This window comes from Arthrobacter sp. EM1 (genome assembly GCF_029964055.1).
GTDB lineage: Bacteria > Actinomycetota > Actinomycetes > Actinomycetales > Micrococcaceae > Arthrobacter.
In genome coordinates this window covers 2,842,377-2,858,760 of sequence record NZ_CP124836.1, presented here as the reverse complement: position 1 = coordinate 2,858,760, position 16,384 = coordinate 2,842,377, and the positions used below count along the sequence as shown (strand labels likewise).

The 16,384-nt window shown below is 69.3% G+C and carries 8 protein-coding genes; 1 reads left to right on the top strand and 7 read right to left on the bottom strand.

From position 1 onward, the window contains the following. Window positions 1–281: 281 nt before the first annotated feature. Complete coding sequence (locus tag QI450_RS13185) at window positions 282–818, top strand: hypothetical protein (RefSeq protein WP_226775690.1); 537 nt, start codon at window positions 282–284, stop codon at window positions 816–818. A 76-nt stretch (window positions 819–894) separates the two neighbouring features. Here the strand turns inward: QI450_RS13185 and QI450_RS13180 are convergent, their stop codons facing one another. The 7 genes from QI450_RS13180 to QI450_RS13150 form a co-directional block, all read right to left on the bottom strand. Further along, a complete protein-coding gene (locus tag QI450_RS13180) occupies window positions 895–1,575 on the bottom strand; it encodes an FCD domain-containing protein (protein ID WP_226775689.1) in 681 nt (226 codons plus the stop codon). Continuing rightward, a complete protein-coding gene (locus tag QI450_RS13175) occupies window positions 1,572–2,876 on the bottom strand; it encodes an MFS transporter (RefSeq protein ID WP_226775688.1) in 1,305 nt (434 codons plus the stop codon). Before QI450_RS13175 ends, QI450_RS13180 begins: the two co-directional genes overlap by 4 nt. After that, window positions 2,869–3,678, bottom strand: coding sequence for a hypothetical protein (locus tag QI450_RS13170; protein ID WP_226775687.1), 810 nt, complete (start codon window positions 3,676–3,678; stop codon window positions 2,869–2,871). Before QI450_RS13170 ends, QI450_RS13175 begins: the two co-directional genes overlap by 8 nt. After that, complete coding sequence (locus QI450_RS13165) at window positions 3,675–4,475, bottom strand: ABC transporter permease (RefSeq protein WP_226775686.1); 801 nt, start codon at window positions 4,473–4,475, stop codon at window positions 3,675–3,677. Before QI450_RS13165 ends, QI450_RS13170 begins: the two co-directional genes overlap by 4 nt. Next, complete coding sequence (locus QI450_RS13160; RefSeq protein WP_226775685.1) at window positions 4,472–5,470, bottom strand: ATP-binding cassette domain-containing protein; 999 nt, start codon at window positions 5,468–5,470, stop codon at window positions 4,472–4,474. Before QI450_RS13160 ends, QI450_RS13165 begins: the two co-directional genes overlap by 4 nt. Continuing rightward, entirely contained in the window at window positions 5,467–5,679 is a 213-nt protein-coding gene (locus QI450_RS13155) for an MbtH family protein (RefSeq protein ID WP_226759692.1), read from the bottom strand. The genes QI450_RS13160 and QI450_RS13155 overlap by 4 nt, the downstream gene beginning before the upstream one ends. Before the next feature lie 63 nt (window positions 5,680–5,742). Continuing rightward, complete coding sequence (locus QI450_RS13150) at window positions 5,743–16,320, bottom strand: non-ribosomal peptide synthetase (protein ID WP_226775684.1); 10,578 nt, start codon at window positions 16,318–16,320, stop codon at window positions 5,743–5,745. Window positions 16,321–16,384: the final 64 nt, after the last annotated feature.

Here is a 16,384-nt window from a genome sequence, read left to right as displayed (position 1 = left end):
AAACCGGAACGGGCGACGACGTCGAGGGCCGCACTGTTGGAGGCATCCTCTGCGGCATCTGCGGCATCTGACGCGTCGGCGGCGTACGCCACGGATTCGTCAGGGTCCTCGCCGGCAGGGGAGGGCCGGTCCCGGGGCCATGGTGATTCCATGCCGCAGAGTCTACTCAGACCCGGTCCCCGCGCCGAACTATCAACTTTTTGCTAAGTGTGCTTACCATAGTCGGGTCGTGGCCTTAAGGGGTGACGGCAGTCCCGGACCCAGACGATAGGAAGCTCACCATGGCAGGAAATCTTGTTGCCCGATCCATCCACGACCTGACGGCGGGGGCCTGGTTCGGCGGCTCGCTGATGGGTGCTATCGGGCTGAACGGAGCAACGGCGGAAGCCAAGGACCCGGCCGAACGCACCCGCCTCTCCAGCCTGGGCTGGAAGAAGTGGGCCCCCTTCCAGGCGGCCGCCTTCGGTGCGCACCTGCTCTCCGGGCTCGCCATCATGTGGGAGAACAAGGGCCGGATGGCCAAGCAGGACGGCGTAACCCGGCTGAGCGTCTACAAGTCCATCGTTACCCTGGCCGGTGCCGCCGTGACGCTGTATTCCGGTCTGCAGGGCGCGAAGGTGGACAAGCTAGCCGCCGAAGGCGCCGAAGGTGCCACCGAGCCCAAGCCCGGCGCCTCGGAGGAACTCCGCTCGGCCCAGCAGCAGTTGAAGATCCTGCAGTGGGCGATCCCCGTCTTCGCCGGCGTGGTGATCGTCCTCGGTGCCAAGCACGGTGAAATGCAGCGGCCCAAGAACGTTTTCCAGGGCCTCACGCGCTAGCGGCACACGCCGTCAGCGCACAGGCCGCGGCGCCGGAATCCCGTTTCGGCGCCGCGGCCTGTGCGCTGCAGTGCGGTTACTGCCGGATCCACTCCGCGCAGGAGTTCAGGTTCCGGTGCACACTCTCGACGGCGGAAGTTTCGTCGTGTGCGGCGATTGCGTCCACAAGTTCGTCATGCCCTTCGTGCGGGAGGCCGCTGAAGCCGCCGCGCTGCTGCTGGCGGAGCAGGCCGGCGTGGAAAACAGCGCCGAAGCTGGCGTACAGCTCGTACAGCAGCGGATTGCCCGATGCCTGCGCAACCAGCAGATGGAAATCCCAGTCCGCCCGGGCCCAGCCTGCGTAGTCGCCGGCCAGCCAGGACTCACGGCGCGCCGTCAGCAGTTCACGCATCGCCCCGACGTCGCTGCCAGCTGCATGGCGGGCCGCAAGCCGGGCCGCCTGGGTGTCCAGCCCCACCCGGACCTCGAGGATGTGAGCCTGCGAGTGGTCCAGGTACATGCGCTGGGCCGCGCCGGAGATCTCGCTGGTGGCGCGGACGTAGGTGCCGTCCCCGCGCCGGACATCGAGCATGCCGCCGTGGGCCAGGGCCTTGACGGCCTCCCGCAGGGTTCCCCGCGAGACTCCGAGCATGGCCATCAGTTCAGGTTCGGCCGGGATCCGCTGTTGCAGCGGCCATTCGCCGGAGTGGATCAGGCCGCGCAGCTTGGCGGTGACCTCCTCCACCAGCGGCGGCCGATGGGACGGTGTATGGCTCATGACCGTCCCTCGCCGGCATCAGGCCGGGCCGGTGTGCCGGCGGCCCGCAGTTCAGTGTCCTGAAGTTCCTTCCGCTGCGGAACCTTCGGCAGGGTGGTCAGCAGATGCCCGACGGCGATCTGGCCCAAGGCAACGGCCAGCAGCAGGATCAACGGGAGCGTCCAGGCGCCCGTGGCGCTGTGCAGCAAGCCCATGCCGAAGGGGCCGAGCGTCGCCAGCAGGTAGCCGGCCGACTGCGCAACCGTGGACAAAGCGGTGGTTTCGGCAGTGGTGCGGCCGCTGCGGCTGATCATCACCATCACCAGCGGGAAGATGCCGAGCCCAAAGCCAAGCAGTACCGCGGTGACGGGTGCCCAGCTCAGCGGCAGGACGAGCATAGCCAGGACACCCGCGGCCATCGTCACAGTGGCCAGGTAGAAAGCGGTCCGTTGCATCCGCGGGCGTGATCCGATCGCGACGAGCACCATGCCGGCCGGCACCGAGACGAGCTGCATCAGGCCGAACATCAGCCCGCCCTCGGATGCGGAGAGGCCCAGCGTGACCAGCATGTAGGGGAACCAACTCAGCACCGAATAGGCCAGCAGGGCCTGGACAGTGAAGCCAAGGGTAATGAGCCTGCCGGTACGGGTCCGCAACAGCGGCCAGGGGGACACCGGGGCGGCCTTGATACCGGGTGCGTTGCGGTGCGCGTGCAGGGCGATCGGCAGGAAACCCAGGCAGGCGCCCAGGGCCAGGAAACCGATCGCGCCGACCCCGGCGGAGGGCGAGCCGAGCTGGTGCGCCACGGGAACGATCAGCACGGCAACCGCAGTGGCGCCAGTGGTCATGGTCACCGTATAGAGCGCCGTCATCAGCGATGTCCGGTGCGCGAAGTGGACCCGGATGAAGGAGGGCATCGCCACGTTGCAGATCGCCAGTCCGGACATCCCGACGACGGTGCCTGCCAGCAGCATGCCGGTGGAAGGGATGCCCCGGACCAGCAGGCCGGCAGCGAGCAGCACGAGGGAGAGCAGGATGGCTTTCTCGAGTCCGAGCCGCCGGGTCAGCCAGGACGTGGCGGCGCCGGCAACGGCGAAACAGAGCGTGGGGATCGAGGGAATAATGGCGGCGGTCAGCGGCCCGTAGCCGAGGACCTCCTGCAAGTCATGCAGCAGGGCGGCGGCTCCGGTGATGCCGGCGCGCAGGTTCAGCCCGATCAGCACAATCGCGATGACTCCGGCGATCGCCACGCCGCGCGGTGAGCGCACGACGGCGGGAGGTGCTGTCTCGGGAAGGGCGGAAGACGCCGTGCTGCTAGCCATACCTAAAGGTTAGACGTTTGACGTTTGGACCTAGCTTTTTAGTGGCGAATATCTCGGCCAGCGGCACGGCCCGGACGGGCAGGTCCGCGGCGGAGGCAATGGCGGCGGAGTATCCGTCGGGAGCCGGCACCGGCCGGACCAGGAGGCCATCGACCGCTGGATTCGTGGGGCTCTGCGCACTCAGGTGCCCGCGGGGGCCGGCCGGGGCCAGCCGCAGGCCCGCGGGGTCCACGGCCAAGCCAAGGCCCGCCGCTTTCAGCGCGGCTTCCTTCGCCACCCATAGCCGGATGCGCCCGGCGTCGGTCAGCTCAGGGCCATCCGGACCGGGATGTTCCTCCGGCGCGACGGCGAACTCGTCGAAGCCGGCGAACACGCGGGCGGGCACCCTTTCGAGGTCCGCTCCGAGGCTGGCGCCGGCCGGACCGGCAGCAGCCATCACCGTTCCGTGGCTGCGGGACATGCTCAATTCGACGCCCTCGATCGAGGGTTTGCCGTGGGTGGTGCTGCCGCAGCCCGCGCACGTCCGCCGGACGGTCAGCCCGGCAGCGTCTTCGGGTTCGAGCCCCAGCCGCCACGCTGCGAGCAGCCGGAACAGGGCGTGGGACGCCGGGTAGTCCAGTCGGTCCTCGGCGCGGCTGAAACGGAGCGAGGCCTCACGTTCCGGTGCCGAGAGGAACGCGCCCAGGCCGCCGAACAAGCCCGCGAACAGTCCCTGGCCGGCCTCTACCGCGGCATCCCTGACGGCGGGTGACGGGACCACGAGGTAGCCGATCTCGGCGGGCCCGTGCCCGGACGCGATCATCGCTTGCTGATCCGGCGGTACTGGGCGATCGCCAGCGGGGCAAAAACGGCGATGATCCCGATGCTGCAGAGCACGGAATACAGGACCGCGTTCTCCGCTGGCCAGCCGGTCGGCGTGAGGAATCCAGCCGGTGCCGTGTTGCCGAAGAGCTCCCGGGCGGCAGTGGCGACGGCGGTGACAGGATTCCATTCGGCAATCACCCGCAGCGGGCCCGGAAGGGAGGTCACGGACACAAAGGCGCCGGACACAAAGGTGACCGGGAACAGCCAGACAAGCCCGAGGCTTTGGGCGACTTCAACGCTGCGGGCGGTCAGGGCAATGACTGCCCCGATCCAGGAGACGGCAAAGGCAAACAGCAGCAACAGGGCCAGGGCGGCCAGGGCGGATGCCGGCCCCGTGGAGATCCGCCAGCCGATGGCGAGACCGCAGAGCAGGGTGACGGCGACGGACAGTACGCTCGTGGACAGATCCGAGGAGGTGCGGCCCAGGATTACGGCCACGCGGGACATCGGCAGGGAGCGGAAGCGGTCGATCAGCCCGAGCTGGAGATCCTTGGCCAGGTAGACCGCGGTGAAGGAGGCGTTAAACGTCAGGGTCTGCGCCAGGATGCCGCCGATCAGGTAGCTGCGGTATTGGTCCCCGCCGAGGGTGCCGCCGAAGACGAAGCCCAGCAGCAGGACGAACATCACCGGCTGCACGATTCCGGTGACCAGCGCTCCGGGCGTGCGCACCACGTTGATGAGGTTGCGCCGGGCAATGACGGAGCTGTCGCGGGCGGCTGCGGCGATGGCGCTCATGCTGGCACCTCGACTTTCTCCGGCGTCTGCACGTCCGGCGTCCGGTCTTGCGGGGCCGGCGCCGCGGCGTGGCCGGTCAGCTGCAGGAAGACGTCGTCCAGGGTGGGGCGGCGCAGCGATGCTTCCTCTACCGGCAGGGCGCGGGCATCAAGTTCTGAAAGCACCCGGACCAGCAACCGGTGGCCTTCGGGAGCGGCGACGGAAATCCGCAGGTTTTGCGGGTCCAGCTCGGGCCGTGAGCCCGGGCCCGCTGCCTGCTCCAGCACCCCGGCCGCCGCGGCGAGGTCGGCGGCGTTGCGCATCACGACGTCGATCCGTTCGGATCCGGCGCTTTGTTTCAGTTCCGTCGCGGTCCCCTCCGCGATGACGCGGCCGTGGTTAATGACGGCGATGTGGTCTGCGAGCCGATCGGCCTCCTCGAGGTACTGGGTGGTGAGCAGCACGGTGGTGCCGTCCGCCACAAGACCGGACACAACGTCCCAGGTATCGAGGCGGCCCCGCGGGTCAAGTCCGGTGGTTGGCTCGTCCAGTACAACGACCTTGGGCCGGGCGACTATGGCTCCGGCGAGGTCCAGCCGGCGCCGCATGCCGCCGGAAAACGTCCCGGAGCGTTTGCCTGCGACGTCGGTGAGCCGGAAGCTCTCGAGGAGTTCGTGTGCCCTGGCCGTGGCGGTCCGTCGGTTCATCCCGTAGAGCCGGCCCACCATGTGCAGGTTTTCGAAGGCCGTTAGTTTCTCGTCCACGGCGGCATACTGGCCGGACAGGCCCAGGTTCCGCCGCACCAGCTCCGGATGGCTGAGCACCGAGTGGCCGGCGACCCGGGCGTCGCCGCTGTCAGGGGACAACAAGGTGGTGAGCACCTTGACGGTGGTGGTCTTGCCGGAACCGTTTGGTCCCAGCAGTCCCAGCACCGTTCCTTCGCCGGCCCGCAGCGTGAGCCCGTCAAGGGCCTTGAAGCTGCCGAAACTCTTGCTGACGTTCTCGACCCGGATCACTGCGCAGTAGCGAGTTCTGCGACCTTGCGCGGCGCCATATCCGTCCAGGTCCGGGATACGTAGTCGAGGCAGGCCTCCCGGCTGTCCGGGCCAAACATGGTGACCCAGCCCTGCGGCACTGCCGCGAAAGCCGGCCAGAGGGAGTGCTGCTGGTACTCGTTCACGAGTACGGAGAACGTTGCGGACTTGTCATCGAATGGATTCGTCACGTTGACCTTTCCTGTCAGTTCTGGCGTTCGGACAGCCCCCTACTGGAGCTGAGGCATCACTGGTTATTCGGGTCCGCTGCCCAGTTGGATGGCCAGTGCCGGCATAATTGCGCTGAGAGCCCGGTCACTGAGCAGCTGGGAGTGACGCTCGTCCACGGCAACATCGGTAATGGTCCCGCTGATGAACGGCTGCCAGGCACCGGTGCCGGGGGTGCCTTCAGGCACCTCGCGGGTGGCCCGGAGGAACAGCAGGTCGCCGTCGAAAACCTGCGGCTGCTCCTGGCGGATCAGCCGCGCCAGCGGCGGGAAGTTGCCCACCATGGCGTTGACGGAGTCCAACGGGACGCTGCCCAGCGGGTTGTGGTGTTCGCGCAGGATTTCCTGGGCGCGTTGCCCGTCGAGCCCGGCCTTGTCCTGTTCCCCCAGCTCATAGCCTTGCGCTTCGAGGTAGCTGGCCCAGAGCGCTTGGCCTGTACCCACCTTGGCGTTATCCTCCTGGTTGCCGGGGAAGGCATCGAGGATGGCCAGGAAAGCCACCTCCTCGCCGAGTTCCTGCAGCCGGGTGGCCAGCCGGTGGACGAGGTGGCCGCCGAAGGACCACCCCATCAGATGGTAGGGGCCCGCCGGCTGCACGGAGCGGAGCTTGGCGATGTAGTCATCGGCCAGTTCGGTCAGGTTTGCTGCCTCGATCGGGTGGGTGCGGCCCGGTTCCATGCCGGGCATCTGGAGTCCGAACAACGGCCGCTCCGGATCCAGTTTGCCCAGCATGGAGGCATAGCCCCAGCTGATCCCGGATGCCGGGTGCACAGCAAACAGCGGCAGCTTGGTTCCGGTGGTCCGCAGCGGAAGCAGTTGGCGCAGGCTGTCCGCGGCGCTCTCCTGCGCACCTTTGGACGCCTCGCGGAGCAGGCCCTCGACGGTGGGCGCCCGGAACAGCGACTGGACCGTCAACTCCGTCCCCAGTGCAGCGTTGACCTTGGCGATGAGCGGCCGGGCCAGGAACGAGTGGCCGCCGAGCTCGAAGAACGATTCGTCCACGCCGGCCCGGTCCAGGGACAGCACGTCGGCGAAGATCGCCGCGACGGTTTTTTCCCGCGGCGTCCGCGGACCCCGCCCGGCAGTGCGGGCCGTGCTGCCGGGATCCGGCAGCGCGGCCGTGTCCACCTTGCCGTGCGGGGTCAGCGGCACCTCATCGATCACCACAACGGCGGCGGGAACCATGTAGTCCGGCAGCAGGCCCCGTACGTGGTCGCGGACCTCCCCGGACAGGGTTCCGGCATCGGGGCCGTCGGCGGAGTCCGCCGTGTGGCCGGGTGCCGCCGGAACGACGTACCCGATCAGGCGCGTGCCGCCGTCGGTGCCGACGGCACGGACGACGGCGGCGCTGACGCCGGCGGCGCTGCGCAGGGCCTGCTCCACTTCGCCGGGTTCGACCCTGAAGCCGCGGATCTTCAGCTGGTCATCGTTGCGGCCGGCAAATACCAGCCGGCCGTCGGCGTGCCGGAAGACCAGGTCGCCGGTGCGGTACATTCGTTCGCCGCCGCCGGTGAAGGGATCCGCAATAAAGCGCTCGGCCGTCAGCTCCGGACGGCCGCGGTAGCCGCGGGCCAGTTGGCGGCCGGCGATGTAGAGCTCGCCGGCCGCGCCGGGAAGGGTGTGCTGCAACCGGTCGTCCAGGACGTAAAGCCGGGTGCCCGCGGTGGGGCTGCCCAGCACCGGCTCGCCGGTCCCGCCAACCCGGGCCAGCACGGTATCCACGGTGGCTTCGGTAGGTCCGTAGAGGTTCCAGGCCTGGACGCCGCGGTGTGCGGCAACTGTGTTCCACAGTCCTGCGTCGAAGGCCTCCCCGCCGAGGGCCAGGCTAAAACGTTCCGCCTCGCCGCCGCCGGGGGTGTGCGCCTCAAGCAGCCGGGTGAATTCCGGCTCGGCCAGGAGCTGCCGGAGATAGCCGGGGGTGGTCTCCCACGCGTTGATGCCATGCGCTGCGAAGTAGGCGGCCAGCTGCTGCGCGTCGCGGCGGGTCTCGTCGTCGATCAGGTGCAGCTCGTGGCCCGCCACCATCCACAGGATCGGGTCCCAGGAGGCGTCGAAGCCAACGCCTGTGGTGTGTGCGGCCCGGCGGTGTCCGAGGCCGGACAGCAGGGTCTCGCGGTGCGATCCGAGCAGGGCAGCCAGGGCGCCATGGCTGATCTCGACGCCTTTGGGCCGGCCGGTGGAACCGGATGTGAAGATCACATAGGCCAGCTCGCGCGGCTCCGGAACGGCAAACGCTGCCAGCGCGGCGGCGACGGTGTCCCGGCCGGGTTCCTTCTCCGGTTCCGTCACTGCCGCCAGGTCTTCCAGGACCAGCACCCGGGGCCGGACCGTCAGCCCGGCGAGGATTTGCTCCACCCGGGCGGCCACGCTGCGGCTGGTCAGGATGACCGGCGGGGCAGCGTCCGCGATGATTGCCGAGGCGCGCTCGTCCGGGTATTCGGTGTCGATCGGGTTGTAGACGGCGCCGGCGGCCAGTACACCGAACATGCCCTCAACCGTTGCCCGTGAGCGGGGGAGCAGCACGGATACAACGTCGCCGCGGCTGACACCTGTCCCGGTGAGTGCGGCCGCGATCCGGGATGCCGAGGCGGCAAGTCCGGCAAAGCTCAGGGTGCCATCGGCCGCGACCACCGCTGCGGCGTCCGGCGTCGCCCGGACCGTGGCGGCGAACGCCGCCAGGATTCCGGGTTCGGGGTCTTCCGCAGACGGATCCGAGCGGGATCCGGCGGTGACCTTCATCAGGGCGCCAGCTTCCGCAGTCCCGATCAGGCCCAGCAGCGAAACCGGGGTGTCCGGGGAAGCTGCGGCGAGCTCCAGGAACCGGCCGAAACTGGCGGCCAGGCGCCGGGCCGTGGCGTCCTCAAACATCGCAGCGTTGTAGTCCAGCGTGCCGGCCAGTCCGCCGTTTCCGCCGTCGGGCCGGAACGTAAAGGAGAGGTCGAATTTCGCCTCGCCCGACCCTGTTTCGGGTTCGGCGTCCACCCGGACTCCGGGCAGTTGCGGAACGGCAGGAGCCCCGGTGTCCACGGTGAGCATGGTCTGGAACAGCGGGTGGCGTCCCAGTTCACGGTCCGGGTTGACGGCCTCGACGAGCCGTTCGAACGGTACGTCGTTATGGTCGAAGGCATCCAGGATGCCTTCCCGCGAGCGGCCGAGCATGGTCCGCAGGCTGGGGTCTCCGGCGGCGTCCACGCGCAGCGGCAGGGTGTTGACGAAGAAGCCGACCAGCTCGCGCAGGGCGGGGTCCGTCCGTCCGGCGGTGGGGGAACCAATCACCAGATCCTCGCCGGCGCCGCTGCGGTGCAGGAAAGCGGCCAGGGCGGCGTGGAGCGCCATAAACAGGCTGGCGTTCGATGCCGAGGCCAGGGCGTTCAGTGCAGTGACGCTGTCCGCACCGAGCAGGAAGCCCAGCTGCCGGCCGGGCTGGCGTGACTCGCGGGGCCTGCGGTGGTCCGCCGGCAGCATCAGCTCTGCGGGGATCCCGGCCAGGGTGCGGCGCCAGTGGTCCAGTTTGGCCGTAAGGGCGCTCCCGTCGAGCTGTTGCCGCTGCCAGTGGGCGTAGTCGGCGTACTGCAGGGGCAGGGGTGCCGGAGCGGCGGCCGGGCCCTGGCCGCGGGCGGCCGTGTAGGCGGCAGAGAGGTCCCGCGCCAGCGGGGCCAGGGACGCCCCGTCGCTTGCGATGTGGTGCATCACAAGGTGCAGGACCCACTCCGGTGAGCCGGCTGAGCGGACGGGGATCAACCTCGCCCGCAGCGGCAGCTCGGAGCGGACATCAAAGCCGTGCTCTGCGTCGTCCCGCAGCAGCACCGGGACTGCGTCGCGCGCCGCGGGCGGATTGACGGTCAGGTGCATGCCCGCGCCGTGGGTGGCGTCAGAGGGGTCCAGGACCAGCTGCTCCGGAACTCCGCCGGTCTCCGGGTAGATGGTCCGGAGGACGTCGTGGCGCCGGAACAGCGCGCCGACGGCGGCGGCCAGTGCCTGTTCGTCGAGTTCACCGGTCAGACGCACCGCCAGGGAGATGTTGTAGTCGGCCGAGCCCGGATCCAGCTGGTTGAGGAACCACATCCGGGACTGGGCGTACGAGAGCTCCGGCCGGGCATTGCGGGCAGAATCGTTGTTTGCCAGCCATTCCGTAAGGGAGACCGGCTCAGCGGCCGGCTCCCGCTGCCCGGAGCCCGGCGCCGTTGCCGGCGCCGCCGCGGAAGCTTCGGTCCCCGGGGTACCGGTCTGCCGGTGCACTGCCGAGAGCAGCCCGGCCGGTGTGGGCTCGTTGAAGAGCATACGCAGCGGAAGTTCGGTGCCAAAGGCGTCGCGGATTCCGCCCATCATCGAGACGGCGAGCAGGGAGTGTCCGCCCAGGACGAAGAAGTCATCGCCCATCGAGACCTCAGCAACGCCCAAGACATCGGCGAAGATCCCGCACATGGTGCGTTCGTCAGCGGTCTCGGGAGCGGCCCCGGAGCCCGCGCCGGTGCCCGCGGAGGGAGCCGGCAGGGCTTTGCGGTCCAGCTTGCCGTGCGGCGTCAGGGGAATCGCGGACAACTGCATAAAGACGGACGGCACCATGTAGTCGGGCAGCTTGCCGGCGGCCAGCTCGCGCAGATCCTCGGCTCCGGCGCTCCCCGTGTAGTAGGCCACCACACGGTGGGCCGGCTCGCCGTCGGCCACGGCTACCGCGCGGTCAAGCTGCGGGTGGGAGGCCAGCGCGGCCTCAATTTCGCCGAGTTCGATCCGGAAACCGCGGACCTTGACCTGTTCGTCCGTGCGGGAGAGGAACTCCAGGGAGCCATCCGGTGCCCGGCGGACCAGGTCGCCGGTGCGGTACATCCGGCTGCCGTCGGCGGCGAAGGGGTTGGCCACAAAACGGCAGGCCGTCTCGGCGGGGCGCCGGTCGTAGCCGCGTGCCATGCCGGGACCGGCAAGGTACAGCTCGCCCGGCACGCCTGCCGGAGCCAGCGCCAGGTACGGGTCCAGGACAAAGGTGTCCGTATTGGCGATGCCACGGCCGATGGACGGTGAGCCGCCGCTGATCTCAGCGGTCACCGAGTCCACAGTGAACTCAGTGGGACCGTAGAAGTTATGGGCCGCGACCTCGGGAGTCGAGGCCAGCTGCGTCCAGAGCTCGGCCGTCACAGCCTCGCCGCCAAGGGCGAGGAGCAGCGGCTGGTCCCGGGCCGGGTCGAGCAGGCCGCTGTGCAGAAGCTGGCCGGCGTAGGACGGCGTCGTTTCCAGCACGTCGATGCCGTGGCTGCGGCAGTAGCCAGCGAGTGATTCGGCGTCGCTGCGGACCTCGTCAGCCACGATGTGGAGCTCCGCGCCGGCGATCAGCCACAGCATCGGGTCCCAGGCGGCGTCGAAGCCAAGCCCGGCGATATGGGCCACGGACACGGTACCGTCCGGACCGGCGGCCTGGAAGCGCGGTACGTACAGTGTGCGGTGGTGGTGCCGGTACAGGTTGGCCAGTGCGCCGTGCGGCACGGCGACGCCCTTGGGTCGCCCGGTGGAACCGGAGGTGTAGAGCACGTAGGCGAGGTCGCCGGCGGCCGGGCGGCGCTGTGCCAGGTCCGCGTCGGTGACCTCGGCACCCGCCGCCAGCAGCGTGCCGACGTCGAGGTGCCGCGGGCCGTCGGTGCCGCGGTCCGCCGCGGACGGTGCGGCGGAGATGACGACGGCGGGAGCGCCGTCTTCAAGGATCACCCGGATCCGCTCCTGCGGGTAGGAAAGGTCCACGGGGATGTAGACGGCGCCGGCGGCCAGTACCGCGAGGGCCGCAGTCACCACGTCGGCAGTGCGCGGCAGGGCAACGGCGACCCGGTCGCCAGGGCCCACACCGGAGGCCATCAGTCCGGCGGCGAGGGCCCGGACCCGGGCATCGAGCCGGGCGAAACTCATGGCCCCGGTGGCGTCCACGAGTGCCGGCGCGTTCGGAGTCCGTGCCATCGTGGCGCGGAGGGCATCCACGACGGTTTCCGGGCCGAAGTCGCCGGACCCGGGTGCCCCTGCACTCAGGCTGTGTGCCAGGGCGAGCTGGTGCTGCTCGGGGGACTGGATCCGCAGCCGGTCCAGCGTGATCCCGGGATCTGCGGCGAACTGCTCGATCACTGCTACGTACCCTGCCACGAGCTGCTCGACGGTGGACCGGGCGAACAACGCGGGGTTGTAGGCGAGTGAGCCGCGGATGCCGGTGGCCGCGGGCCCGTCCTCATCGGTGGCAGCTTCCACCAGGTCCAGCAGCAGGTCGAATTTAGCCCCGCCCGGTTCCTGGCTCAGGTCCGCGGTGGCATCGAGCCCGTTCATGTTCAGCCCGGCAGCCGCAGTGTTCTGCAGCGTGAGCATCACCTGGAACAGAGGGTGGCGGTGCTGGGACCGGGCCGGGTTGAGCTCCTCGACCACACGCTCAAAGGGCGCGTCCTGGTTGGCGTAGGCGTGCAGGTTTGTGTACCTGACACTTTCCACGAGCTCCGCCGCGGTGGGATTTCCGGAGGTGTTGGTCCGCAGCACCAGGGTGTTGACGAAGAAGCCCACCAGCTCGTTGAGCTGGGTGTCCGTGCGGCCGGCCACGGGGGTGCCGAGCGGGATGTCCTCTCCCGCGCCGGACTTGGTGAGCAGGGCCGCGAGCGCGGCCTGCAGCACCATAAAGAGGCTGGCGTTGTGTTCGCGTGCCAGCGCGTTTAGCCGGGCGCTGGTTTCCGGACGGATGGTCAGGGGAACTGACGACGCCGGTCCGGCGGCGCTGTGCGCGCCCCGGATGAAGTCGAACGGCAGCCGGAGTTCCTCCGGAGCGCCGCGCAGTTCGCGGGTCCAGAACTCCAGCTGGCGGGAGATGGCACTCGTCGGGTCAGCTTCGCTGCCCAGTTCGCCGCGCTGCCACAGCGTGTAGTCGGCGTATTGCACCGGCAGCGGCGCCAGTGCGGTGTCCGCGCCCGAGGCGAGGGCGTTGTAGGCGAGCGAGAGATCCTGCGCGAGCGGTGCCAGGGACCAGCCGTCTGCGGCAATGTGATGCAGTGTGATGGCCAATACGTGGTGCTCCGGCGCCAGCTGGAACAGCACGGCGCGCAGCGGCAGTTCGCGTGTGACGTCGAAGCCGCGGCGGGTTTCCGCTGCGAGGGCGCCCGGCAGTCCTTCGGCGCTGCACTGGACAGCCAGCAGTTCCACCGGCCGCTCGCCGTCGGGCAGGATCTGCTGGGCGGGTTCACCGTCGATCAGCGGAAAAACCGTCCGCAGTGTTTCGTGGCGTCCGGCCAGCCTGTTGATCGCAGCATAAAGCGCCGGGACGTCCAGGGTGCCTTTGAGGTCCAGCACCACAGGGATGTTGTAGGCGCCGGACTCCGGATCGAAGCGGTTCAGGAACCACAGCCTGCGCTGGGCGAAGGACAGCGGCACAACGGCCGGGCGGTCGGCGGGCTTGAGCGGGTGGGCGTTGTTGGCTCCCAACTCAAGGGTGCCGGCGAGGGCAGCCACGGTGGCCTGTTCAAAAACCGTGCGCAGCGCCGGTGCGACCCCGGTCCGGTCCCGCAGCAGTGCCACGAGCCGGGTCGCCAGCAGCGAGTGGCCGCCGAGTTCAAAAAAGTCGTCGTCCACGCCGACGGCGTCGAGGCCCAGGACCTCCTTAAAGGCATCGGCTACGATCCGTTCCCGCTCATTGCGTGGCGTCGAGACGGCGGTTTCCTGCTGCGGAGCAGGAAGGGCCCGGGAGTCCAGTTTGCCGTTGGCGGTCAGCGGGATGTCGGGGATCTGCTGCACGGCGGTGGGCACCATATAATCCGGCAGCTGCCGGCGGACTGCGTGCCGGAGTCCGGCCGTGTCCAGTGTGGTTCCGTCCGGTCCGGCCGCGGTGACATAGCCGAGCAGCTGGTCGTAGCCGGCGCGGTTCTTCGTGACGGCGACGGCGGCGTGTTCCACCCCGTCGAGGCCGCGGAGCGCTTCCTCGATTTCGGCGAGCTCGATCCGGAAACCGCGGATCTTGACCTGGGCGTCCATCCGGCCGCGGAATTCCAGGGTGCCGTCCGGCAGGCGCCGGACGACGTCGCCGGTCCGGTACATCCGGGAGCCGTCCGGAACGAACGGGTCGGCGACGAAGCGTTCGGCGCTGAGCCCGGGCTGGTCAAGGTAGCCGCGGGCCAGGTTGATGCCGGCGACGTAGAGCTCACCGATGGCGTTGACGGGAACCGGGTTCAGGCCGGAGTCCAGGATGTAGTGCCGGCTGTTGGCTACGGAGTCACCGAGGGTCGGTTCCGTGCCGGGGGACATCACGGCGGTGAGGGAATCGACAGTCGTCTCCGTGGGGCCGTAGAAGTTGTAGGCCACGAGCCCTTCCTTCTCGGCGAGGGCGCTCCACAGCGGCGGGTCGACGGCTTCGCCGCCCAGGGCCACCACGGATGGGTGGGCGGCCTGGTCGAACAAGCCCCCGGCCAGCAGCACCTTGGCGAAGGACGGGGTGGTTTCGATCGAGTCGATGCCGGTGCCGGCCAGGTAGCTGCTGAGGGCTTCCGGGTCCCGGCGGGTCTGGTTGTCCACCAGATGCAGTTCATGTCCGGCGATGAGCCAGAGGATGGGGTCCCAGGAGGCGTCAAAGGACAACCCTGCGGTGTGCGCGACCCGCAACTTCCGCCCCAGCCGCTCTTCTGCGGGGGCGAAGATGCTCTCCCGGTGCGAGGTGTAAAGGTTCAGCAGGGCCAGATGCTCGACGCCGACGCCTTTGGGCCGGCCGGTGGAACCGGAGGTAAAGATGACGTACGCGAGATCCTGCTGGCCGGCCGGGCACGGAAGCGGTGATGCGTCCTTGCCGTCCAGGCAGGACACCATCAGGGCGGCATCGAGCACAGTGACGGGTACATCCGTGGCGAGGTCGGCATGCTCGGACGCGTCGCCGGTGAAGGCTCCGGACGTCAGCAGCCGGACCGGCGCGGCATCTTCGAGCATGCCCTCGACCCGGCCCGCCGGGTAGTCCGGGTCCAGCGGCAGGTATGCGGCGCCGGATTTCAGGATCGCCAGGATTGCGACGGGCAGCAGGACGCTGCGGCCCAGCCGGACGGCAACGGTCTGCCCGGGGCCCGCCCCGTGGCTGCTGAGGAACCTGGCCAGCTGGTTCGACCGCGATTCGAGCTCGCCGAAGGTCAGTTCGCCGTCGGGCGCCACGACGGCGGTCCGGGGGCCGGACTCGCGGGCGTTGAGCCGGAACTCCTCCACTATGGTGTGCCCGGGAAGGTCCGCGTCCCCGGCCTCCCCGGCCGCCAGCAGCGAAAGTTCTTCGGCTGCGGTGGTCACCGACAGTGAGGCCAGAAGCGACTCGGGCTCGGTAGCTACGGCGTCGAGGAGCCGGACGAAGCGCTCCAGATGCTCCTGCAGTTCCGATGTGCTGTAGAGCGCCGCGTTGGCTTCGAACTGGACGGTGGGCGCCGCTTTGCCGCGGGAACCGCCCTCGGGCGCCGAACCGCCGGCCAGGCCGTGGATGATGATGGAGAGGTCATCGATGGGGCCGGTGGAGAGAATGTTCATGGTGCCGCGGGCCGGGCCAAAACTGATGTTTTCCAGGACGGGCAGGATATTCACCGAGGGGCCGCGGTAGCCGCTCTGGGCATTCAGGTCCTCGAAGCGGGCGCGCTGGTGGATGAGGGCGCCGCGCAGGGTGGCGCCCATGGCGCTGACGGTATCCCGCACTGTCGCGCCGGGTTCGACGCCGATCCGGATCGGCAGGATGTTGGAGAGCATGGACGGCGTGGATTTCGCCAGTTGGCCGCGGCGCGCGGTCACCGGCAGTGCCACGGAGACCTCGCGTTCGCCGGTGATCCGGTGCAGGTAAAGGGCTGCCGTTGTGAGGATCTGGGCAGGTGCGGATCCGGTGGCTGAGGCCAGCGCGGCGACGGCCGTGGGCGGCAGCGTCCTGGTGGCGCGGACCAGCGAACTGGCCGTACCCGTCGGCCGGCCGGCGAGTCCTGTTGCGGCCGAAGCGCCCTGCAGCTGGTCTTTCCAAAAGCTGCGGTCAGCGTCGGCGGTCGCTGATTCTGCGTAGTCGCTCTCGGCGGCCAGCAGCTCGGGCAAGGCGCCGAAGGCCCGCGGCCGGTCACGCCCGGCGCCATTGCCGTCGGAGCCCCCCAGCAGGCCCTGATAAAGCTCTGCCACGCGCTTGAGCACCAGCACGGCCGAGTAGCCGTCCAGCATCAGGTGGTGCACGCGCTGGTAGAAGAAGTGCCGCTGGTCGGAAATCCTGATCAGTTCGGTGTGCAGCAGCTCATCGGTGATGACATCGCGGGGGAAGCCCAGGTCCGAGTCCATCAGCATCCGGGCTTGGGCCTCGGGGTCGTTGGCGCCGCTAAGATCCGTGACGTCCAGTCCGGCCGGGTTGGACCGCGGCAGCTGGAACGGACCTGCATGGTCCTCGCCGAAGGCCACATTGAGGGCATCGGTTTCCGCCACGGCCCGGGCCAGCGCCTCGGCCAGCACCGGCACCTCAAGCGTTCCCTCAATCTCGACGAACTGCCCGATCTGGTACATCGGATTCTCCGGCGCCAGCCGCTGCGCGTACCAGATGCCCCGCTGCGCGGGACTCAGATCCAGCCGGCCGCCGGAGGTGTTGGGCTGGGCGTTCAGAGGATTCGGGGACATGTTCCTTCTCGGTATCTTTCGAGGTGGGCGCGTTCAGGGCACAGCGAAGCGGCCCGCGCCGCGG